Annotated in this window: 15 protein-coding genes and 1 tRNA gene; 9 read left to right on the forward strand and 7 right to left on the reverse strand. The window is 69.2% G+C overall.

Features of this window, described 5'->3' with window-relative positions; all coding sequences use genetic code 11:
• Positions 1–3 precede the first annotated feature (3 nt).
• From lgt to pyk, 4 genes are all read left to right on the forward strand, one after another.
• Positions 4–921, forward strand: a complete 918-nt coding sequence (lgt, locus tag EXE58_RS16310) for a prolipoprotein diacylglyceryl transferase (RefSeq protein WP_135268840.1) — start codon at positions 4–6, stop codon at positions 919–921.
• 168 nt (positions 922–1,089) lie between these two features.
• Positions 1,090–5,637, forward strand: coding sequence for a glutamate synthase large subunit (gene gltB, locus EXE58_RS16315; protein WP_135269647.1), 4,548 nt, complete (start codon positions 1,090–1,092; stop codon positions 5,635–5,637).
• Positions 5,630–7,087, forward strand: coding sequence for a glutamate synthase subunit beta (locus EXE58_RS16320; RefSeq protein ID WP_135268841.1), 1,458 nt, complete (start codon positions 5,630–5,632; stop codon positions 7,085–7,087). Before gltB ends, EXE58_RS16320 begins: the two co-directional genes overlap by 8 nt.
• Positions 7,088–7,148: 61 nt before the next feature.
• Positions 7,149–8,594, forward strand: coding sequence for a pyruvate kinase (gene pyk, locus EXE58_RS16325; RefSeq protein ID WP_135268842.1), 1,446 nt, complete (start codon positions 7,149–7,151; stop codon positions 8,592–8,594).
• A gap of 44 nt (positions 8,595–8,638) precedes the next feature.
• On the opposite strand, the gene EXE58_RS16330 is transcribed toward pyk, so the two are convergent.
• Positions 8,639–8,711: transfer RNA gene (locus EXE58_RS16330), tRNA-Leu, on the reverse strand.
• Positions 8,712–8,750: 39 nt separating this feature from the next.
• Here EXE58_RS16330 and EXE58_RS16335 point away from each other — a divergent pair.
• Both EXE58_RS16335 and EXE58_RS20155 read left to right on the forward strand, forming a co-directional pair.
• Positions 8,751–9,371, forward strand: a complete 621-nt coding sequence (locus EXE58_RS16335; protein WP_208544055.1) for an ANTAR domain-containing response regulator — start codon at positions 8,751–8,753, stop codon at positions 9,369–9,371.
• Positions 9,372–9,504: 133 nt separating this feature from the next.
• Positions 9,505–10,854, forward strand: a complete 1,350-nt coding sequence (locus EXE58_RS20155) for an ABC transporter substrate-binding protein (protein ID WP_244242269.1) — start codon at positions 9,505–9,507, stop codon at positions 10,852–10,854.
• A gap of 95 nt (positions 10,855–10,949) precedes the next feature.
• On the opposite strand, the gene EXE58_RS16345 is transcribed toward EXE58_RS20155, so the two are convergent.
• From EXE58_RS16345 to EXE58_RS16360, 4 genes are read right to left on the reverse strand one after another with little or no spacing between them, the layout of a single operon-like run.
• Positions 10,950–11,759, reverse strand: a complete 810-nt coding sequence (locus EXE58_RS16345; RefSeq protein WP_208544056.1) for an ABC transporter ATP-binding protein — start codon at positions 11,757–11,759, stop codon at positions 10,950–10,952.
• Positions 11,756–12,685, reverse strand: coding sequence for an ABC transporter ATP-binding protein (locus EXE58_RS16350; RefSeq protein ID WP_135268843.1), 930 nt, complete (start codon positions 12,683–12,685; stop codon positions 11,756–11,758). Before EXE58_RS16350 ends, EXE58_RS16345 begins: the two co-directional genes overlap by 4 nt.
• Complete coding sequence (locus EXE58_RS16355; protein WP_135268844.1) at positions 12,675–13,655, reverse strand: branched-chain amino acid ABC transporter permease; 981 nt, start codon at positions 13,653–13,655, stop codon at positions 12,675–12,677. The genes EXE58_RS16350 and EXE58_RS16355 overlap by 11 nt, the downstream gene beginning before the upstream one ends.
• Positions 13,656–13,666: 11 nt before the next feature.
• Positions 13,667–14,983, reverse strand: a complete 1,317-nt coding sequence (locus tag EXE58_RS16360; protein ID WP_167288960.1) for a branched-chain amino acid ABC transporter permease — start codon at positions 14,981–14,983, stop codon at positions 13,667–13,669.
• 282 nt (positions 14,984–15,265) lie between these two features.
• On the opposite strand from EXE58_RS16360, the gene EXE58_RS16365 reads away from it, so the two are divergent.
• Positions 15,266–15,838, forward strand: coding sequence for a GNAT family N-acetyltransferase (locus EXE58_RS16365; protein ID WP_135268846.1), 573 nt, complete (start codon positions 15,266–15,268; stop codon positions 15,836–15,838).
• A gap of 3 nt (positions 15,839–15,841) precedes the next feature.
• On the opposite strand, the gene EXE58_RS16370 is transcribed toward EXE58_RS16365, so the two are convergent.
• Entirely contained in the window at positions 15,842–16,321 is a 480-nt protein-coding gene (locus EXE58_RS16370; protein WP_135268847.1) for a hotdog fold thioesterase, read from the reverse strand.
• A 42-nt stretch (positions 16,322–16,363) separates the two neighbouring features.
• Between EXE58_RS16370 and polA the strand changes: the two genes are divergently transcribed.
• Positions 16,364–19,063, forward strand: a complete 2,700-nt coding sequence (gene polA / locus EXE58_RS16375) for a DNA polymerase I (RefSeq protein ID WP_135268848.1) — start codon at positions 16,364–16,366, stop codon at positions 19,061–19,063.
• On the opposite strand, the gene EXE58_RS16380 is transcribed toward polA, so the two are convergent.
• Complete coding sequence (locus tag EXE58_RS16380) at positions 19,057–20,346, reverse strand: oligosaccharide flippase family protein (protein ID WP_244242270.1); 1,290 nt, start codon at positions 20,344–20,346, stop codon at positions 19,057–19,059. The genes polA and EXE58_RS16380 overlap by 7 nt on opposite strands.
• A gap of 48 nt (positions 20,347–20,394) precedes the next feature.
• Between EXE58_RS16380 and EXE58_RS19565 the strand changes: the two genes are divergently transcribed.
• Positions 20,395–22,155 (forward strand): MmpA family trehalose lipid delivery protein, encoded by a 1,761-nt coding sequence (locus EXE58_RS19565; protein ID WP_167288962.1) that lies wholly within the window; start codon positions 20,395–20,397, stop codon positions 22,153–22,155.
• The last annotated feature ends 15 nt before the right edge of the window (positions 22,156–22,170 follow it).

A 22,170-nucleotide genomic window follows, 5' to 3' on the forward strand; every position in this document is an offset into this window, starting at 1 on the left:
CACGTGGTGAGCGTGCTGTCCATCCCCAGCCCCTCGGAGGGGATCTGGTACCTCGGGCCGGTCCCCATCCGCGCCTACGCCCTGTGCATCATCGCGGGGATCCTCCTGGCGATATGGATCGGTGAGCGCCGTTGGATCGCCCGCGGTGGTCGGGCCGGAGAGGTCAGCGACCTCGCGATCTGGGCCGTCCCCTTCGGCCTGGTCGGCGGACGGCTCTACCACGTCATGACCGACTGGGAGCTCTACTTCGGCGAGGGCCAGAGCCCGGTCGAGGCGCTCTACGTGTGGAACGGCGGTCTGGGCATCTGGGGTGCCATCGCCCTCGGGGCCCTGGGTGTGTGGATCGGTGCCCGACGCCGCGGCATCAAGATCCTGCCGCTCCTCGACGCACTCGCGCCCGGGGTGCTGGTCGCGCAGGCCCTCGGTCGTTGGGGCAACTGGTTCAACCAGGAGCTCTACGGGCGACCCACCGACCTCCCCTGGGGCCTGGAGATCGATCCCGGGCTCGATGACGGCGTCCGTCACGAGTTCGCTCCCGACGTGCTGTTCCACCCCACGTTCCTCTACGAGTGCCTGTGGAACCTCGCCGCGTTCGCCCTGCTGATCTGGCTCGACCGGCGATACCGGCTCGGGCACGGCCGGGTCGTGGCCCTCTACGTCATGCTCTACACCGCGGGGCGTGGCTGGATCGAGTACCTCCGCATCGACAACGTCCAGCTCGACAACGTGCTGGGCCTGCGCTTCAACGTGTGGACCTCGATCATCCTCTTCGTCGCAGCCGCCGGCTTCTTCGCCTGGTCCATGCGCCGCCACCCTGGGCGCGAGAGCGTGGTGCGCACCCGCGACGACGACCAGCCGGAGCCCGATCCCGAGGCGGATCCAGAGCCTGGCTCCGAACCGCGTCAAGGTTCCAGCGCCTGAAACCCTGCACCGGAATCGCCCCGCTCGATGGTAGATTCTTCCCTTGCTGCGGCCAACGTCGTCCCCAGCGGCACACGCCAACCCACAGTCCTGACGGTTCTCGACCGTTGACTGGCGACGACGACGGGAGAATGCCCTGTGTCGACCTCGCACGCATTCCCGCCGAACATGCCCCCCGCCCAGGGTCTCTACGACCCCAGGCACGAGAAGGACGCCTGCGGTGTCGCGTTCGTCGCGACCCTGACCGGTGAGGCCAGCCACGACATCGTCGCCAAGGCACTCACCGCACTGCGCAACCTCGACCACCGTGGCGCAGCGGGCGCCGAGACCAACTCGGGCGACGGTGCCGGCATCCTCATGCAGGTGCCCGACGCCTTCCTGCGCGACGTCGTCGACTTCGAGCTGCCGGCCCGCGGCTCCTACGCCGTCGGTACGGCCTTCCTCGCCGGCGACGAGGAGACCGTGGCCAAGACCCGCCAGCGCATCGAGCAGCTCGCGGCCGAGGAGGGACTCAGCGTCCTGGGGTGGCGCGACGTCCCCGTCGTCGCCGACGCCCTCGGTGCCACCGCCCGCAGCGTCATGCCGACCTTCGCCCAGCTCTTCGTCGCCGGAGCCGGAGCGCGCGTGGCGGGGATGGCGCTCGAGCGGATGGCGTTCTGCCTGCGCAAGCGTGCCGAGCACGAGACCGATGTCTACTTCCCGTCGCTGTCGGCGCGGACGCTCGCCTACAAGGGCATGCTCACCACCGACCAGCTCGACACGGTCTTCCCCGACCTGCTCGACGAGCGGGTGGCGTCCGCCATGGCGGTGGTCCACTCCCGCTTCTCCACCAACACCTTCCCGAGCTGGCCGCTCGCGCACCCCTTCCGTTTCATCGCCCACAACGGCGAGATCAACACCGTCATGGGCAACCGCAACTGGATGCGTGCCCGCGAGGCGCTCCTCGAGAGTGACCTGATCCCCGGCGACCTCAACCGGTTGTTCCCCATCTGCACTCCTGGCGCCTCCGACTCCGCGTCGTTCGACGAGGTCCTCGAGCTGCTCCACATCGGCGGTCGCACGCTGCCCCACGCCGTGCTCATGATGATCCCGGAGGCCTGGGAGAACCACCGCGAGATGGACGCCAGGCGCCGCGCCTTCTACGAGTTCCACTCCACCCTGATGGAGCCCTGGGACGGGCCCGCGTGCGTCGTGTTCACCGATGGCACCCAGATCGGCGCGGTCCTCGACCGCAACGGGCTGCGACCCTCGCGCTACTGGGTCACCGACGACGGGCTCGTGGTGCTGGCCTCCGAGGTCGGGGTGCTCGACATCGACCCGGCCACGGTCGTGCGCAAGGGCCGGCTCAAGCCGGGGCGGATGTTCCTCGTCGACACCGACGAGCACCGCATCATCGAGGACGAGGAGATCAAGTCCGCGCTGGCCTCCGAGCTGCCGTACGACGAGTGGCTGCACGGCGGACTCGTCCACCTCGACGACCTCGACGACCTCGAGCACGTCGTGCACACGCACTCCTCGGTCACCCGGCGCCAGCAGATCTTCGGCTACACCGAGGAGGAGCTGCGCATGCTCCTCACGCCGATGGCCAACACCGGAGGCGAGGCTCTCGGCTCGATGGGCACCGACACGCCCATCGCTGCTCTCAGCGACAAGCCGAGGCTGCTCTTCGACTACTTCGCCCAGCTCTTCGCCCAGGTGACCAACCCGCCGCTCGACGCGATCCGCGAGGAGCTCGTGACCTCGCTCGCGGGGAGCATCGGGCCCGAGGCCAACCTGCTGGACCCGTCGCCGGCGTCGTGCCGGCAGGTCGTCCTGCCCTTCCCCGTGTTCTCCAACGACGACCTGGCCAAGATCCGTCACATCAACCGCAACGGCGACATGCCCGGATTCCAGGTGCACGTCGTCCGCGGCCTCTACGACGTCGAGGGAGGCGGATCAGCGCTCGCCCGGCGACTGGACGAGCTGTGCGCCGAGGTGTCGGAGGCGATCGCTGACGGCGCCCGGATCATCGTGCTCTCCGACCGTCACTCCACCGCCGAGCTCGCGCCCATCCCGTCGCTCCTGCTGACCGGGGCGATCCACCACCACCTGGTCCGTGAGAAGACCCGCACCCAGGTGGGACTGCTCGTCGAGGCCGGCGACGTCCGCGAGGTCCACCACGTCGCGCTGCTGGTCGGGTACGGCGCGGCCGCCGTCAACCCCTACCTCGCCATGGAGTCCGTGGAGGACCTCGCCCGCGAGGCCTTCTACGTCAAGGTCGACCCCGAGAAGGCCGTCGCCAACCTCATCAAGGCGCTCGGCAAGGGCGTCCTGAAGGTGATGTCGAAGATGGGCGTCTCGACGGTCGCCTCCTACACCGGCGCGCAGATCTTCGAGTGCGTCGGCCTGTCGCAGGCCGTCGTCGACAAGTACTTCACCGGTACGACGTCCAAGCTCGGCGGCATCGAGCTCGACACCATCGCCGAGGAGGTCGCGCGCCGCCACGCCACGGCCTACCCCCGGGGAGGCCTGCTGCCGGCCAGCAGGCAGCTGACGGTCGGCGGTGAGTACCAGTGGCGGCGTCCCGGGATCAACGGAGGCGGCGAGCCGCACCTGTTCGACCCCGACACGGTCTTCCGGCTGCAGCACTCGACCCGCACGGGCAGCTACGAGATCTTCAAGCAGTACACCTCGCGCGTCGACGAGCAGTCGTCCCGCCTGATGACGCTGCGTGGCCTGTTCCGCTTCAAGCACGGCCTTCGCGAGCCCGTCGACATCGACGAGGTCGAGCCCGTGTCGGAGATCGTCAAGAGGTTCTCGACCGGGGCCATGTCCTACGGCTCCATCAGCCAGGAGGCCCACGAGACCCTCGCCATCGCGATGAACCGCCTCGGCGGCAAGTCCAACACCGGCGAGGGCGGCGAGGACCCCGAGCGTCTCTACGACCCCGAGCGCCGCTCCTCGATCAAGCAGGTGGCATCGGGCCGCTTCGGGGTGACCAGCGAGTACCTCACCAACGCCGACGACATCCAGATCAAGATGGCCCAGGGTGCCAAGCCCGGTGAGGGTGGCCAGCTGCCGGGCCACAAGGTCTACCCGTGGGTGGCCAAGACCCGTCACTCCACCCCGGGGGTCGGGCTGATCAGCCCGCCACCTCACCACGACATCTACTCGATCGAGGACCTGGCGCAGCTGATCCACGACCTCAAGAACGCCAACCCGGCCGCTCGGGTGCACGTCAAGCTCGTGTCGGAGGTGGGGATCGGCACCGTGGCCGCGGGCGTCTCCAAGGCGCACGCCGACGTCGTGCTGGTCTCCGGGCACGACGGTGGCACCGGTGCCTCACCGCTGACCTCCCTCAAGCACGCCGGAGGGCCGTGGGAGCTCGGACTGGCCGAGACGCAGCAGACGCTGCTGCTCAACGGCCTGCGCGACCGCATCGTCGTACAGGCCGACGGGCAGCTGAAGACCGGCCGCGACGTCGTCATCGCGGCCCTGCTCGGGGCCGAGGAGTACGGCTTCGCCACCGCGCCCCTCGTGGTCTCGGGCTGCATCATGATGCGGGTCTGCCACCTCGACACGTGCCCCGTGGGCGTGGCCACGCAGAACCCGGTGCTGCGCGAGCGCTACTCCGGCAAGGCCGAGTACGTCGTGAACTTCTTCGAGTACATCGCCCAGGAGGTGCGCGAGCTGCTCGCGGAGCTGGGCTTCCGCACCCTCGACGAGGCGATCGGCCAGGTCGGCGCCCTTGACGTCGAGCCTGCGGTCGACCACTGGAAGGCGTCGGGGCTGGACCTGTCGCCGATCCTCCACCAGGCCTCGCGCCACGGGGAGTTCGGCCAGTTCGAGGGGCAGGACCTGCGGTGCACCAAGGTCCAGGACCACGGCCTCGACAAGGCGTTGGACAACGAGCTGATCGCGATCGCGCGACCGGCCCTGGAGTCCGGAGAGCCGGTCCGCGCCCAGCTGGCCGTGCGCAACGTCAACCGCACGGTCGGGACCATGCTGGGTCACGAGGTCACCAAGCGCTACCGGGGCGAGGGACTGCCGGACGGCACGATCGACATCACCATGACCGGCTCGGCCGGGCAGTCGTTCGGGGCGTTCCTGCCGCGGGGCGTCACCCTGAGGCTGGAGGGTGATGCCAACGACTACGTCGGCAAGGGTCTCTCAGGAGGCCGGATCGTGGTGCGCCCCGATCGTGCCGCCACCTTCGACGCGAGCGAGCAGATCATCGCCGGCAACACGATCGGCTACGGCGCGACGTCCGGCCAGATCTTCCTGCGCGGTCAGGCGGGTGAGCGGTTCTGCGTCCGCAACTCCGGCGCCACCGCCGTGGTGGAGGGCGTGGGCGACCACGGGTGCGAGTACATGACCGGGGGAGTGGTCGTCGTGCTCGGCCGGACCGGTCGCAACTTCGCCGCGGGCATGTCAGGCGGTGTCGCACTGCTGCTGGACCTCGACGTCGACCGCGTCAACCCAGAGCTCGTGGAGCTGGCGCCGGTCGAGGGCAAGGTCGCCGAGCAGCTCCGTTCGCTCCTCGAGCAGCACGCCGAGGAGACCGGATCACCGCTGGCCACTGAGCTGCTCGCCGACTGGGACACCAGCCTGCGTCGCTTCACCGAGGTGATGCCCAGCGACTACAAGCGTGTGCTCGAGGCGCGCGAGGAGGCCCTCGAGGAGGGCCTCGACGAGGACGAGGCTGCGGCCCGCATGATGGAGGTGCTCCATGGCTGACCCCAAGGGCTTTCTCAAGCACGGTCGCGAGGTCGCGACCAGGCGCGAGGTTGCGGAGCGCACCAAGGACTGGGACGAGGTCTACCCCGACGGCATCGGCCGCGCGCTGCTGCCGATCATCAACACCCAGGCGTCGCGCTGCATGGACTGCGGCATCCCGTTCTGCCACCAGGGGTGCCCGCTGGGCAACATCATCCCCGAGTGGAACGACCTGGTGTGGCGTGACGACTGGGACGGCGCGATGGACCGGCTCCACGCGACGAACAACTTCCCCGAGTTCACCGGCCGGTTGTGCCCCGCTCCCTGCGAGACCGCGTGCGTGCTCGGGATCAACCAGGACCCGGTGACGATCAAGAACGTCGAGGTCTCGATCATCGACCGCGCCTGGGGCTCCGGCTACGTCCGTCCCCAGCCCCCGGAGTGGCTCTCGGGCAAGACCGTCGCGGTCATCGGCTCCGGACCGGCCGGGCTGGCTGCCGCCCAGCAGCTCACCCGCGCGGGTCACACTGTCGCGGTCTACGAGCGCGCCGACAAGATCGGCGGGCTGCTTCGCTACGGCATCCCCGAGTTCAAGATGGAGAAGAAGCACCTCGACCGCCGCCTCGACCAGATGCGGCGCGAAGGAACGGTGTTCCGTCCCGGGGTCGACGTGGGCAACGACCTGACGGGTGCCCAGCTGACCACGCGGTACGACGCCGTGGTGCTGGCCATGGGGGCCACCGAGGCGCGGGACCTGCCGATCCCCGGACGCGAGGCGACGGGCATCCACCAGGCGATGGAGTTCCTGCCGCAGGCCAACCGCGTCTCCCTCGGGGAGGAGGTGGTCGACCAGATCACCGCCACGGGCAAGGACGTGGTCATCATCGGCGGGGGAGACACCGGAGCCGACTGCCTCGGCACGTCGATCCGGCAGGGAGCACGTTCGATCACCCAGCTGGAGATCATGCCCCAGCCGGGCCTCGACCGTCCCGCGCACCAGCCGTGGCCGACCTACCCCATGACCTTCCGGGTGTCGTCCGCGCACGAGGAGGGCGGTGACCGGGTCTACGCCGTCTCGACGCAGGAGTTCCTGGCCGACGACTCCGGCCACGTCCGGGCCCTGACCCTCGTCGAGGTGGACGCGAAGTTCGCGCCCGTCCCGGGCACCGAGCGCGAGATCCAGGCGCAGCTGGTGCTCCTCGCGATGGGCTTCACCGGTCCTGAGAAGGCCGGGCTGGTCGACCAGCTGGGCGTCGAGCTCGACGACCGGGGCAACGTCTCCCGGGGCGACACCTACGCCTCGTCCGTCGAGGGCGTCTTCGTCGCCGGCGACGTGGGGCGGGGCCAGTCGCTGATCGTCTGGGCGATCGCCGAGGGGAGAGCCGCGGCCGCGGCCGTCGACACCTACCTCACCGGCTCGAGCACGCTCCCGGTGCCGATCAGGCCCCACGAGCGCCCCCTGACCGTGTGAACCCGGTCCGGGACCGGCCAAGGTCCCGGACCGGCTCGCCAGGGCCGATAGGGTCGGGCTCGTGCGTAGAGCCAAGATCGTCTGCACCCTGGGACCAGCCACCGACAGTCGCGAGGGTGTCCGTGCGCTCGTCGAGGCCGGCATGGACGTCGCCCGCCTCAACATGAGCCATGGGTCCCACGCCGACCACGAGCGTGTCTACCGTCTCGTGCGGGAGGCCTCGGACGACTCGGGCCACGCCATCGGGATCTTCGCGGACCTGCAGGGGCCCAAGATCCGGCTGGAGACGTTCGCCGACGGCCCCGTCGAGGTTGTCGACGGCCAGGAGTTCACCATCACGACGCGCGAGGTGCCCGGCGACGCCCGCACCTGCGGCACCACCTACAAGGGCCTGCCCGGCGACGTCGGGGTCGGCGACCCGATCCTCATCGACGACGGCCGCGTGCGACTCGAGGTCACCTCCGTCTCCGACACCGACGTCACCACCAGGGTCGTGGTCGGAGGCACCCTCAGCAACCACAAGGGCATCAACCTGCCCGGGGTTGCTGTCTCCGTGCCCGCACTGTCGGAGAAGGACGTCGCCGACCTGCGGTGGGCGCTGCGCCTGGGCGTCGACTTCGTGGCGCTGAGCTTCGTGCGCAGCGCCGACGACGTCGACGACGTGCGCGCGGTGATGGAGGAGGAGGGCGTCCACGTCCCGGTCATCGCGAAGATCGAGAAGCCCCAGGCCATCGACAACATCGATGCCATCATCGCGGCCTTCGACGGGATCATGGTCGCGCGGGGCGACCTCGGTGTGGAGTGCCCGCTGGAGGACGTGCCGATCCACCAGAAGCGGATCATCGCCAAGGCCCGCGTCAACGCCAAGCCGGTCATCGTCGCCACCCAGATGCTGGAGTCCATGATCAGCTCCCCGGCGCCGACCCGGGCCGAGGCCTCCGACGTCGCCAACGCCGTCCTCGACGGCGCGGACGCGGTGATGCTCTCCGGCGAGACGTCGGTCGGCGACTACCCCGAGGGCACCGTGCGCACCATGGCGCGGATCGTCGCCTCGACCGAGAACCACGGCGTCTTCCACATGGCCGCGGTCAGCTGGGAGCCCCGCACCCGGGGTGGGATCATCGCCAAGGCCGCCGCCGAGGTCGCCGAGCGCGTCGGTGCGAAGTACCTCGTGGCCTTCACCGCCAGCGGTGATTCCGCCCGGCGGCTCGCGCGCTACCGGCCCCAGACTCCGATCCTCGCGTTCACGCCGACCGACCGGGTCCGCTCCCAGCTCTCGATGTCGTGGGGGGTGGAGACGTTCAAGACGCCCGAGGTCGAGCACACCGACGAGATGGTCCGGCAGGTCGACGAGGCCCTGCTGCACATCGGCCGGGTCCAGGAGGGCGACCTGGTGGTGATCATCGCGGGCTCGCCCCCCGGCATCCCCGGCTCCACCAACGCCCTGCGCATCCACCGGATGGGCGACGCGATCAACGAGGTGGCCCCGGCCTACCGCCGTCGCTGACCCGTGGCGGGTCGCCCACCGGCGACCACTGGCACCGACGAGAGTGCCCCGGGTGAGATTCGAACTCACACTGAATGCTGTTTGAGAGCATCGCCTCTGCCGTTGGGCTACCGGGGCCGGCAGCGAGGAAACGGTACCCCGACTAACCTTCTGGTCGTGACCCAGCCCGACGAGACCACCGCCACCACCGCCGTACGCCGCGTCGTGATCGCCGAGGACGAAGCCCTCATCCGGATGGACCTCGCAGAGATGCTCGGCGAGGAGGGGTACGACGTCGTGGGGCAGGCCGGCGACGGCCGGCGCGCGGTCGAGCTGGCGCGGGAGCTGCGGCCCGACCTCGTGGTCCTCGACGTCAAGATGCCGGTCCTCGACGGGATCGCGGCAGCCGAGGTGATCGCGGGCGAGCGGATCGCCGCGGTGGTGATCCTCACGGCGTTCTCCCAGCGCGAGCTCGTGGAGCGGGCCCGCGATGCTGGTGCGATGGCCTATCTGGTCAAGCCCTTCACCCGCAGCGACCTCGTCCCCGCCATCGAGATGGCCCTCAGCCGGTTCGCCGAGGTCGCCCTGCTGGAGCAGGAGGTGTCCGACCTCCAGGAGTCCCTGGCCACGCGCAAGGCCGTCGAGCGGGCCAAGAGCGTCCTCCAGGACCAGCTCGGCCTGTCCGAGTCGGACGCGTTCCGGTGGATCCAGAAGACGGCCATGGACCTGCGCCTGTCCATGCGACAGGTCGCCGAAGGAGTGGTGGAGCACGGCCCCGGCACCACGGGCGTTCGATGATCGGACATGTGGCTGAGGTCACAACTTCACAACGGCCCCGCACGCCTCTGCCCTGGGACGACGCAGGCCGCTAGGTTGGCGTCGGGTCCACGCGTCCGCGTGAGCCGCATCACCTTTGAAAACCGGAGGGTTCATGAAGCTCAACACACTGAGCGCCCGACTCGGAGTCGTGGCCGTGGCCAGCGCACTCGTCCTCGCTGGCTGTGGGGACAGCGGCTCTGACGACGGGGACTCGGGTGCCGACAGCACCGACACCACGAGCGACACCGGCGACACCGGCGACACGTCCGGTGCCCAGCTCTACTTCGTGGACGGCAACACCGCCGACTACAGCGAGGACTTCGACGCCGGCACCCTCGCCGGCGTGCGCGCGACCTACCCCGGTGCCGAGCTCGGTGACGACTTCAGGCAGCGGATGCTCGAGGTCGACCCCAAGCTGAAGGACTTCACCTACGGTCCCGAGTCCTACGACGCGACGATCGTGGCAGCGCTGGCTGCCGTGGCAGCCGGCAACGACAGCGGCAAGGCCATCGCCCAGGAGATGCAGGGCGTGACGTCCGAGGGTGAGAAGTGCACCGACTTCGCCGGTTGCGTGGAGATCCTCGACGGCGGCGGCGACATCGACTACGACGGTGTGTCCGGTCCGATCGAGTTCAACTCGACCGGCAGCCCGTCCTCGGCGACCATCGGCATCTTCGAGTACGCCGACGACAACACCTACGCTCCCGAGAACTTCGTCACCGGCGAGATCCCGGACGTGGCCGAGGTCGCGGCCGGTCAGAAGGTCAGCGGCAAGGCGGCCAAGGGCGACGGCACGCTGACCATCGGCACCCTGCTGCCCCAGAGCGGTGACCTCGCGTTCCTCGGGCCCCCGGAGTTCGCAGGTGTCGACATGGCTGTCCAGGAGATCAACGAGGCCGGCGGTGTGCTCGGCAAGGACGTCAAGCAGGTCAAGGCCGACTCGGGTGACGGCACGCCCAACATCGCGCCGTCCGAGACGGACAAGCTGCTGCGCGGTGGCGCGGACGCCATCATCGGTGCCGCGTCGTCCTCGGTGTCCCTCTCGGTGATCGACAAGATCACTGGCGCGGGCGTCGTGCAGATCTCGCCGGCCAACACCTCGACCGCATTCGACACCTACGACGACGGCGGGCTCTACTTCCGCACCGCTCCCTCCGACGTGCTGCAGGGCTCGGTCATGGCCAACCTCGTGCTGGAGGACGGCTACGACAACGTCGCGATCCTGGCTCGCCAGGACTCCTACGGCGAGGCGCTCGCGGACAACGTGGAGAAGTTCTTCACCGAGTCCGGCGGCACGGTCGTGTCGAAGAAGCTCTACGACCCCAACGCTGCCAACTTCAGCGCCGAGGTCAACGCCATCGCGGCTGAGGACCCGGACGCGATCGTCCTGATCTCCTTCGACGAGACCAAGAAGATCGTCCCCGAGCTGATCAAGGCCGGGCTGGGACAGAAGCAGGACTGATGTCCTGACTCACACGAGAGAGGCCCCCGGGATTCGTCCCGGGGGCCTCTTCGTGCGTGCGGTTCATGACAGGGGGCCGAATGCGCCGCCGATCGTCACTGGTTCTTGGCGAGCGTTCCCAGGTAGAGCTCGATCACCTTGGGGTCACCGGCCAGCGCGCGCCCGGTGCCTGTGTAGGCGTTGCGGCCCTGGTCGAGCACGTAGGCGCGGTCGCAGATCTGCAGGCACCGCGCGGCGTTCTGCTCGACCATGACGACGGACACGCCGGCCTTGTTGATGGCGCGGGTCTGCACGAAGACCTCGTCCTGCATGGCGGGGGAGAGTCCGGCTGACGGCTCGTCGAGCAGGAGCACGGAGGGATCCATCATCAGGGCACGGCCCATGGCCACCATCTGTCGTTCACCACCCGACAGCGAACCGGCACGCTGATTGCGACGGTCATGCAGGGCAGGAAAGATGCTGTGCACGAAGTCCAGCCGCGTCGAGAGCTGCTTGGGCGCCTGGTAGCAACCCATCTGGAGGTTCTCGGCGATCGTGAGGCTCGGGAAGACGTTGTTGGTCTGCGGGACGAACCCGATGCCCTTGGCGACCAGCTCGTCGGCTCGCTGGTTGGTGACGTCCTCACCGCGCAGCTGCACGCTGCCGGTGTGGACCTTCACCAGGCCGAAGAGCGCCTTGAGCAAGGTCGACTTGCCAGCTCCGTTGGGACCGATGATGCCGACGAGCTCACCGTCCTGGCAGTAGAGATCCGCCCCGTTGAGGATGTTCACCCCGGGCAGGTAGCCCGCGATCAGGTCGTCGGCGCGAAGCACGGCGCCCTCGGCGCGACGCAGGTGCTCCTCACGAGCCGCCTGGTCTACCGCGTCGGTCCCTGCGACGGTCTGGCCGTCGTCGTTGGCGGTCACTTGTCCTCCCCGATCTCTGCGGTGATGCCTCCGTGTCCCTCGGACGCCAGGACGTCCTCGAGCTCGCTGATGTCGGTGTCGTGGTGGGCACCGAGGTAGGCGTCGATGACGCGCTGGTCGGCCATGATCGAGGACGGGGGGCCCTCGGCGATCACGCGACCCTGTGCCATGACGATCACCCAGTCGGAGATGTCGCGCACCATGTCCATGTCGTGCTCGACGAACAGCACCGTCATGCCGTCCTCGCGCAGTGACTTCACGTGCCCCAGCAACGACTGCTTGAGGGCGGGGTTGACGCCGGCCATCGGCTCGTCGAGCATCACCAGCTCGGGGGACACCATGAGCGCGCGGGCCATCTCGAGGAGCTTGCGCTGCCCCCCCGAGAGCGACCCGGCGAACTCATCCTCCTTGGCGTCGAGCTTGAACCGTGACAGGAGCTCCCGCGCCCGTTCGGTGTTGGACTGCTCCTGCCCGCTCCACAGCATCCGCAACGGCGCGGCGAGGAAGCCCTCACCCCGCTGCCCGGTCGCGCCCAGGCGCATGTTCTCCAGGACGGTGAGCTTGGAGAGCACCTTGGTCAGCTGGAACGTCCGCACCATGCCACGTCGGGCGATCTTGTGGGGAGCGACGTTCTTGAGGGTCTGGCCGTTGAAGGACCACTCGCCGGTGTCAGGCTTGTCGAAGCCCGTCAGCAGGTTGAAGAACGTGGTCTTGCCTGCACCGTTGGGTCCGATGAGAGCGGTGATGACTCCCCGCTGGATCTCGACGTGGTCCACGTCGACAGCCTTGAGACCGCCGAACTGTCGGGTGATGTTGTCCGCGACCACGATGGGGTCGGGCTTCGGGGCGCCCGGCTCGGTCGGGACGTCCTTCAAGGCCGCGACCGAGGCGGCGGAGCCGGAGGTGGAGGGGGCGTCAGCGGGCATCGAGAGCGATCTCCTTTCGGTCTCCGAAGAGTCCCTGGGGGCGGTAGATCATCAGGAGCATCAGCACCAGGCCGACGATCATGAAACGCACGTTGCTTGCCTGGTCGGAGTTCATCAGGCTGGGCGGGATGATCGGGTTGTCGCCGGAGGCGAGCCTGACGAGCACGCTGCCGATGGCCGAGAGGATGCCCCAGAAGAGCACTGCTCCCACCACCGGGCCGAGGATGCGCGCAGCCCCGCCGAGGATCAGCATGGTGAAGGCGATGAAGGTGAAGTCGGTGTTGAAGCTGTCGGGCTGCACGGAGGCGAGTCCCAGTGCGCCGATGAAGCCGCCGAAGGCTCCGATCACACCGCCGAGGGCGAGCGCCTGCATCTTGTAGAAGTAGACGTTCTTGCCGAGGGAGCGCACGGCTTCCTCGTCCTCCCGGATGCTCTTGAGCACCCGGCCCCACGGCGAGCGCATCAGCAGCCACAGGTAGAGGCACACGAGCGCGACCAGCGTCCACCCGACGATCATGACCCACAGGTCGTTGCGGCTGAAGGTCGCGAAGTTGGTCAGGTCATCGGGCAGTGGGTTCAGGTTGCGGAACCCGGTCGTGAACCCGCTGACGCCGTCACGGGCATGGAAGTACTCCTTGAACGACGTGGAGAACATCAGCCGCAGGATCTCTGCCGCCGCGATCGTCACGATGGCGAGGTAGTCGGCGCGCAGCCGCAGTGTCGGGACACCGAGGATCAGCGCCAGGATCACCGAGCCGACGATCCCGAGCAGGAGTGCAGGGAAGAGGGGCACGTCGAACGAGGCGATCGCGACCGCCATGCCGTAGGCCCCCACCGCAGCGAAGGCTGCCTGGCCGAAGTTCAGGAGGCCGGTGTAGCCGAAGTGCACGTTGAGGCCGACGGCCGCGAGCACGAACGAGAGCGCGAACGGCGAGAACGCGTCGTGGAATGCACCTTGCAGGATTTCCATGTCTGGTCTCCTCAGCCGATTCTTTCGCGGCGCCCGAGCAGGCCCTGTGGCCTGACGAGCAGGATGACGATGAGCAGCAGCATCGCGCCGGCGTTCTTCAGGTCAGAGGGGATGACCAGGGTGGACAGCTCGATGAGGACGCCGATGATGAGGCTGCCGACGAGTGCGCCCCAGACAGATCCGAGACCTCCGACGCACACGGCGGCGAAGAGCAGGAGCAGGACCAGCTGGCCCATCTGGAAGGTGACCCCCAGCGAGAACCCGAGGAACACGCCCGCCAGGGCCGCGAGGGCCGTGCCGACGACCCAGACCAACGAGATGACGCGATCCACGTTGATCCCGGTCGAGCTGGCCAGCGCCGGGTTGTCCGCGACGGCTCGCGTGGCTCGCCCGAGCCGGGTTCGGTTGAGGGCGAGCGTGACGCCGACGATGGCGACGACGGACACGGCGGCCATCACCATGTCGCGGGTCGTGACATTGATCCCGGCGACGTCGTAGCCGGAGGGAGTGACGTAGTCGTTGTAGTTCTGGGTGCGCCCGCCGGTGAAGTACTGGAAGAGGTTGCGCAGCAGGAACTGCAAGCCGATGGAGACGATCATCATCGCGATCAGGCCGGTGCCCCTGCGGCGGAGCGGGCGCCACAGGCCGGTGTCCTGGACCCAACCGAAGACCAGGCCCAGCAGCACGGCAAGGACCGCGGCGACCACGAAGGGCATCCCCAGGGTGCTGTTGAAGAAGAAGGCGACCAGCGCGCCGAAGGTGACGAGCTCGCCGTGCGCGAAGTTGGTGAGGCCCGTGGTGCCGAAGATCATCGACAGGCCCAGCGAGGCCATCGCGATGATCAGCCCGAACAGCAGTCCGTTGTAGATCAGCTGGGGCACCCGGTCCCACTTGGTCGCCACGTCACGCGTGTCGGGACCGATGGGAAAGAGGAAGACCGCCGACTGCCCGGGGTTCAGGGTGCGGGTCAGCTCGCTCTTGCTCTGGTCACGCAGGGTGACGCCCTCGGGGAGCGTGTCCTGGTTGATCGTGACGCTGTACTCGCCGCCCTCGCCGGGGACCTCGATCTCGAACCGCCCCTCTTCGTCGCTGGTGCCGACGTGCTCGGAGCCGTCCGGTGCGGTGACGTTGATCTCGACACCGGGGACGGGCGCGTTGTCCTCGGCGCTGTTGCGCAGGAACCCGGAGATGGTGTTGGTCTGCTCCTCCTCGGCCTGGGCGGGAGCTCCCACGAGACTCAGCCCCCCTGCCAGGATGCCGATGACCAGGAGCAGGGTGTGGAGACGGAGGCGCGGTTGCCGCCGGGGGCGGGTGACACGTGGATGCATGTATTTCCTCATCGGGTGAGCATGACCAAGCGCTGCGTGGGTGAAGCGACCTGAGCATAGTGGTGCTGCGTGAGCCAGGTCACAAATCGGGGGGCGTGGTGTTGCGGCCGACACTCTAGGGGGCCATCCGGTCCGCGGTCGGCAACGGGGCCGACCGGACCCTGGCGGGCCAAGGAAATTCCGGGGGTCTTGCGCGGTCGCCCATCGACCGGCGTAAGGTCGCTCCTGTTCACCGGGCCGTCCCGGGGACGGGGGAGAGCACCACGACGGACAGTGAGTGTGATGAGCAGATCACCTGTGACCGTGCGCGCGGCCGAGCCGCGCGACGTCGCCGCCCTGCGTGAGGTCTGGCAGGACGCCCTGCGCCGGACCACGGCCGACGAGCAGCGGGCCGACGTGGCCAAGGTCCTGGCCGAGGTCGTCGGAGCCGGCGACAAGATGATCGCCGTGGCCGAGTACGACGGCGTGGTCGCCGGTGCCGTCTTCCTCGAGGCCACGACGCTCACCCCCCTGAACCTCGAGCAGAGCGTCCTGGCGGTCTCGCCGCACGTGCTGCCGCAGTTCCGCCGCAAGGGCGTCGGGAGCGCGCTGTTCGAGGCGGCGGTGCGCTTCGCGGAGCAGCGCGGGATCCCGCACGTCACGACCGCGGCGACAGCGGAGTCCCGCGACGCCAACAGGTTCATGGCTCGGCTCTCGCTGTCTCCGCAGGCCACGCTGCGCGTCGGCGCCACCAGCGCCGTCCGCGCGCGGCTCACGTCCCGACGACCCGCCAACGGCTCCGCTGCCGCGAGCAGCCGCCAGATCGACCGGGTCCTGGCCGCACGACGCTTCCGCAAGGAGCGGATCCCGGGCTGAGGCTCAGGCCCCGCCGCTCGGAGCTGCGTCGATCAGCGCGCAGGTGATGCGGGACGTGCACACCCGTCGGCCGCGCTCGTCGGTGAGCACGACGTCGTACGACGTGGAGCTGCGGCCGAGGTGGATCGCGGTCGCCACCCCGGTCACCACGCCACTCGTCGCCGCGCGGTGATGGGTGGCGTTGATGTCGACGCCGACCGCGATCTTGGCGGGGTAGGCATGGATCGCCGAGCCGATCGACCCGAGGGTCTCGGCCAGGACGACCGAGGCGCCTCCGTGCAGCAGCCCGAAGGGTTGGGTGTTCCCCTCGACCGGCATGGTGCCCACGATCCTCTCGGCGGAGATCTCGACGAGCTGCACGCCCATCTTCTCGTTGAGCCGCCCCATGCCCTGCGGCATGTAGGCGACGAACTCCTCGATGGTCATGGTTGCCAGGTCAGGGCTGGCGTCGGGCGTGGCGTCGTCGGGCGTGGCGTCGGTCATGGTGCCCATTCTGGTGTCAGCGCCGACGGATAGAGTCGCAGGGTGCCTGAGACGAGTGAGACGACCCGGCCCCGACTCCTGTTGCTCGACGGCCACTCACTGGCCTACCGCGCGTTCTTCGCGCTGCCCGTGGAGAACTTCACCACCGGCACCGGTCAGCACACCAACGCCGTCTACGGCTTCACCTCGATGCTCGTCAACGTGCTGCGGGACGAGGTGCCCACCCACGTGGCGGTCGCGTTCGACAAGTCGCGGCAGACTTTCCGGCTGGAGGAGTACCCGGAGTACAAGGCCAAGCGCAACAAGACCCCCGGAGAGTTCAGCAGCCAGCTCCCGTTGATCCAGCGCATGCTCGACACGTTGAGCATCACCCACCTCGAGGTCGAGGGCTACGAGGCCGACGACATCATCGCCACCCTCACGACCCAGGCTCTCGCCGAGGGGATGGAGGTGCTGATCCTCACCGGTGACCGCGACTCGATCCAGCTCGTCACCGAGAGCTCGACCGTCCTCTATCCGATGCGCGGTGTGAGCGACCTCGCCCGGCTCACCCCGGCCTACGTCGAGGACAAGTACGGCGTCCCGCCCCACCGCTACCCCGAGCTGGCGGCGATCGTGGGGGAGACCTCCGACAACCTGCCCGGCGTGCCCGGGGTCGGCCAGGGCTACGCCGCCAAGTGGATCAACCAGTACGACGGCCTCGACAACGTCATCGCCCGGGCGGACGAGATCACGGGCAAGAAGGGCGAGGCGCTGCGCGAGCACCTGGGTGACGTGATCCGCAACAGGCGTCTCAACGCCCTCGTGTGCGACCTGACCCTCCCCGTGCGGCCTGGGGAGACCGTGCGACAGCCGTGGGACAGGTCCGCAGGGCTCGCCCTGCTCGACGAGCTCGAGTTCCGCGGCGAGCTGCGCACCAGGCTCATGGACACCATCGACCCGACGTCGGAGACCGAGGTGGCCGACGGGGGCTTCGAGCTGGACGGCGTGCGGCTGGCCGAGGGAGGCGTGTCCGGCTGGCTCGCCGAGCATGCCGCGGACGGCTCCCGTGTCGGGATGGCCGTGCAGGGCTCGTGGAGGGCCGGCACCGGCGACGTCGTCTCGATCGCGTTGGCGACTGGATCGGGGGCGGCCGCCTGGATCGACGTCTCCGACATCTCCCCTGAGGATGACGCTGCCCTCGCCGCCTGGCTCGCCGACGGCTCCCGCCCCAAGGTCCTCCACGACGCCAAGGGACCGACGCTCGCGCTCGCCGCGCGCGGCTGGGAGCTCCGCGGCCTGGCGGTCGACACCGCGCTGGCCGCCTACCTCGTGCAGCCCGACCAACGCTCCTACGACCTGGCCGACCTCACCCTGCGCCATCTCAAGCGTGAGCTCCGGCAGGAGACCGGTGACGCCGACCAGCTGAGCTTCGAGGCCCTCGGCGACACCACGGCGAGCGACATCGCCATGCTGACGGCGCGGGCCGTGCTCGACCTGGCCGACACCCTGGGCGAGACGGTCGAGGAGCACGGTGGCACCGCCCTGCTGGCCGACGTGGAGCTGCCGCTCGTCGGCACCCTCGTGCGGATGGAGCAGCGTGGCATCGCCGTCGACACCGATCACCTGGAGTCCTTGGAGTCGGAGTTCGGAGACCAGGTCAAGGCCGCTGCCGAGGACGCCTACGCCGTCATCGGCAAGGAGATCAACCTGGGGTCGCCCAAGCAGCTGCAGGTGGTGCTGTTCGACGAGCTCGACATGCCCAAGACCAAGCGCACCAAGACGGGTTACACGACCGACGCCGATGCCCTCCAGTCTCTCTACGAGAAGACCGAGCACCCGTTCCTCCAGCACCTCCTGCGGCACCGTGACGTGATCCGCCTGCGGCAGACCGTCGAGGGCCTGCTGAAGACGGTGGCGCCCGACGGCCGGATCCACACCACCTACAACCAGATCATCGCGGCGACCGGACGCCTCTCGAGCACCGACCCCAACCTGCAGAACATCCCCATCCGTACCGAGGCGGGGCGACGGATCCGGGAGGGGTTCGTCGTGGGCGAGGGCAACGAGTCCCTCATGACGGCCGACTACAGCCAGGTGGAGATGCGCATCATGGCTCACCTGTCCGAGGACGACCTGCTCATCGAGGCGTTCCGCTCGGGGCAGGACTTCCACTCGATGACGGCCGCGCGGGTCTTCGACACCCCGGCCGACGAGGTGACCGTGGAGCAGCGCGCCAAGATCAAGGCGATGAACTACGGCCTCGCCTACGGCCTCTCCGCGTTCGGCCTGTCCCAGCAGCTCCGCATCGAGGCGAGCGAGGCGCGCGCCCTCATGGACGAGTACTTCGAGACCTTCGGCGGCATCCGTGACTACCTCGGCGGCATCGTCGCCGAGGCTCGCCGCTCGGGCTTCACCGAGACGATCATGGGCCGCCGGCGCTACCTGCCCGACCTGACGAGCGACAACCGGCAGCGCCGCGAGATGGCCGAGCGCATGGCGCTCAACGCCCCGATCCAGGGCTCGGCCGCCGACCTGATCAAGGTCGCGATGCTGGGGGTCGAACAGGCCATCCTCGACCAGGGGCTCGCCTCACGGATGCTCCTGCAGGTCCACGACGAGCTCGTGCTCGAGGTGGCTCCCGGGGAGAGCGAGGCGCTGGCGGCGCTGGTCCGCAAGGAGATGGGTCAGGCAGCCGAGCTCGCCGTCCCGCTGGACGTCTCCATCGGCACCGGCCGCAGCTGGCACGACGCCGCTCACTGAAGCGAGACCGGCCCCGGACCCATCGCTGTGTCCTCGCGTCGCAGGATGACGGCGCTGACCACCAGGAGCGCTGCCAGCACCACGAGGTCGACCCCGAGCACGACGACCACCAGGGCCCCGATCGAGCTGACCAGCAGGCCGAGCCCGATGATGAGCGCCAGACCCGCCCAGACGATGAGGATGGAGCGTCGTCCCTGTCGGGCCAGCACCGAGTAGATCAACAGCTGGACCAGTGACAGCACGGTGCCGAGGATGGCGAAGATCCAGAGCTGACCCTCGATCTCGGCGTACTGGGCACCGCCGACGAAGACGATGGCCAGGCTGGACAGCAGCCAGGTGGCCACTGCGCCCGCGAGTCCCAGGACTGCGACGAGGGAGAGACTGCGCAGGAGCGCACGCCGGCGGTGCTCGACCGTTGACATCGACGGGAACGCGACGACCACGACGAACTGGGGGAGGAACAACATCGCCTTGGTGAGGATGAGGCCGGCTCCGTAGAGGCCCGAGTCGTGGTCGGACAGCACGTTGCGTGCCACGATGATGTCGACGCTCGTCAGCGCGAAGTAGGCCAACAGGGCCTGACCGTTGTGCACGCTCTCCCACAGGATCGCCCGTCCGCGATGCTCCTGGCTGTAGGCCTCGCGCCGCTGCGGGAGCCGCAACGCCCACCAGCCGACCACCACGGGGGCACAGAAGCCGACGAACACGGCGACGATGGCCCACAGCTCTGTCGGACGCCAGGCCAGCAGCGCCGCACCGACGGCGACGCGGGGGACTCCTGCCGCGATGTAGAGCAGGCCGAGGGCACGCCAACGGCGCTCTCCCTGGAGGATGCCTGCCTGGGCCCCCATGATCGTCACCGGTACGGCGGAGGCTGCCACCAGGAAGGCGATGGGCAGGCTGTCGAGCCGAAGGGCCCGGTCGACGACCGGACTCAGCACGAGCAGGAGGACGCCGAGCGCTGCTGCGGCCCGGTAGGTCACGCCGAGGATCGACCGCTCGATCTGCCCGACGTGCTCGGGATCGGCAGCGATGCGCCGCGCGGCTGTCGCCTGGACGCCCAAGGACGCGACGCTCACGATGATGAGCAGGTTCATCGTCGCGAGGAAGGCGCCGTACGACGCGGGGCCGACGGTGTGGGCGACCAGGATGGTGTAGGCGTAGGTCGCGAAGTTCATGATCGCCATGGCGACCGCGATCTGGCCGCCGCCTGACGAGAAGCCGGAGATCTTGTCGCGCAGAGTGCTCGAGTCCCGCACCCGATCGGAGGCGTGTTCGGACATGCGCACACCCTAGGGTGTCGTCCTGTGCGGAGACGGGTCGGTGCAGGCGTGATTGCTGCGACACCCGCGCTCTGGTCGCTCCTGCTGGGGGCGCTCATGCTGGGCGGCTCCCTGGGAAGGGGATACGTCCTCTCCTACGACATGGTGTGGGTGCCCGACCTGGCCGTGCGCAGCGACTTCCTGGGCCTCGGCTCGGGACTGCCACGGGCGGTCCCCACGGATCTCGTGGTTGCCCTCGTCGACGAGGTCGTGCCCGGGATGCTCCTGCAGAAGCTCGTCCTGCTGGGGACGCTGGTGGTTGCCGGGACCGGTGCGTGGCGGATGGTCCCCGGCGACGGTCGCGTCGGGCCGTGGGCAGCATCGACGCTGTACGTGTGGAACCCGTTCGTCGTCGAACGTCTCGGCATCGGCCACTGGCCCCTGCTCATGGCGTACGCCGCGCTGCCGTGGATCTATCTCAACGCTCGCAGCTGGGCGACAGGAGGTCGGCGCCTGCCAGCGCTGGTGCTGTGGATGGCTTTCGCCAGCCTGAGCCCGGTCGGAGGCATCGTGGCAGCCGTTTTCGCGCTGCTGAGCGCGGCCCTTCCAGGAGCCGGATCGGTGCGACGGGTCGCGTGGACCTGCGTAGCGGCCGGTGCCCTGAACGCTCCGTGGGTGGTGGCTGGTGCCCTTCACGGTTCCGCCACGCTCAGTGACCCCGATGCGGTGACAGTCTTCGCCGCTCAGGGCGAGGGCCCGCTCCCGCCCGTGCTGGCGCTGATGGGCCTGGGAGGGATCTGGAACGCCGAGGTGGTGCCCGTCTCGCGAACCCAGTGGCCCGCAGCAGTGGCACTCCTGGTCGTGCTGTCGATGTGTGCTGCGGGCATCGCGAGCTGGCGTCGTCGTACCACCGCCTCCGACCGGTCCGTCCTCCTCGCCGCCGGAGCGGTCGGCCTGCTGCTCGCGGCCGCCGGCGCGCTGGTGCCCGGAGCGGTCGGGTGGGTGGTCGCCCACGTCCCCGGAGCCGGTCTCGTGCGCGACGGCTCTCGATTCATCGCACTCCTCGCCCCCCTCCAGGCGACGCTGTTCGGGCTGGGCGTGGCGCGCGCTGCATCGGCCGTACCCATCCGGTCGGGGGGCGTCGTGGCGGCCACGGCCCTGGCCCTCAGCCCCGTGGCACTGATGCCCGACGCCGCGCTCGGGCTCTCCGGTCGACTCGATGCGGTCGGCTACCCGACGGAGTACGCGCAGGCCGAGCGCGCGCTCAGCGAGCGGATGGAGGCAGGGCGCAGCGGTGACCTCCTCCTGCTGCCCTTCACGCCCTTCCGACTGCCACCGTGGAACGACGGTCGCAGGACGCTGAACCCTCTCGAGAGATACCTCCCGGCGAACTACCTGTCCAGCGACGTCCTGGTGGTCTCCGGCCGCGAGATCCCCGGGGAGGACGTGCGCGCCCAGGAGGTCGCCCGCATCCTGCGCACGCCTGACGACGAGGGCGTCGAACAGGCCCTGCGCGAGCTGGGCATCGCCTGGGTCGTGGTCGACCACGAGGCGGAGCGCGCTCTGGGGGCCTCCGCCCCAGGACTTTCAGCCACCCCGGGTGACTCGGAGGTGCTCCACAGGGGCGACCTGCTGACCCTGTGGGAGCTGCCCGCCGAGGAGGTACGTGCCTCGGACCCGTGGACCGGGAGAGTGCCCGAGCTGCTGCTGCTGGTGCTGGCCTGGGCAGCAGCTGGCGGCGCCCTGTGCATGGCGCTGGTGCAGCTGTGGCGCGTGAGGCGCCCAGTTGCGCGGAAATGCGACCCCGCCGACGACGAGATGTTACCGTGACCGTCACCTAGTGGA

This window comes from Nocardioides seonyuensis (genome assembly GCF_004683965.1).
Taxonomy (GTDB): Bacteria; Actinomycetota; Actinomycetes; order Propionibacteriales; family Nocardioidaceae; genus Nocardioides; species Nocardioides seonyuensis.

What these genes read in the sequence shown, in the direction of transcription:
- gltB (WP_135269647.1), top strand. Translation starts at nt 1,090, where the DNA reads ATGCCCCCCGCCCAGGGTCTCTACGACCCCAGGCACGAGAAGGACGCC.
- EXE58_RS16320 (WP_135268841.1), top strand. Translation starts at nt 5,630, where the DNA reads ATGGCTGACCCCAAGGGCTTTCTCAAGCACGGTCGCGAGGTCGCGACC.
- EXE58_RS20155 (WP_244242269.1), top strand. Translation starts at nt 9,505, where the DNA reads ATGAAGCTCAACACACTGAGCGCCCGACTCGGAGTCGTGGCCGTGGCC.
- EXE58_RS16350 (WP_135268843.1), bottom strand. Translation starts at nt 12,685, where the DNA reads ATGCCCGCTGACGCCCCCTCCACCTCCGGCTCCGCCGCCTCGGTCGCG.
- EXE58_RS16355 (WP_135268844.1), bottom strand. Translation starts at nt 13,655, where the DNA reads ATGGAAATCCTGCAAGGTGCATTCCACGACGCGTTCTCGCCGTTCGCG.
- EXE58_RS16360 (WP_167288960.1), bottom strand. Translation starts at nt 14,983, where the DNA reads ATGCATCCACGTGTCACCCGCCCCCGGCGGCAACCGCGCCTCCGTCTC.
- EXE58_RS16365 (WP_135268846.1), top strand. Translation starts at nt 15,266, where the DNA reads ATGAGCAGATCACCTGTGACCGTGCGCGCGGCCGAGCCGCGCGACGTC.
- EXE58_RS16370 (WP_135268847.1), bottom strand. Translation starts at nt 16,321, where the DNA reads ATGACCGACGCCACGCCCGACGACGCCACGCCCGACGCCAGCCCTGAC.
- EXE58_RS16380 (WP_244242270.1), bottom strand. Translation starts at nt 20,346, where the DNA reads ATGTCCGAACACGCCTCCGATCGGGTGCGGGACTCGAGCACTCTGCGC.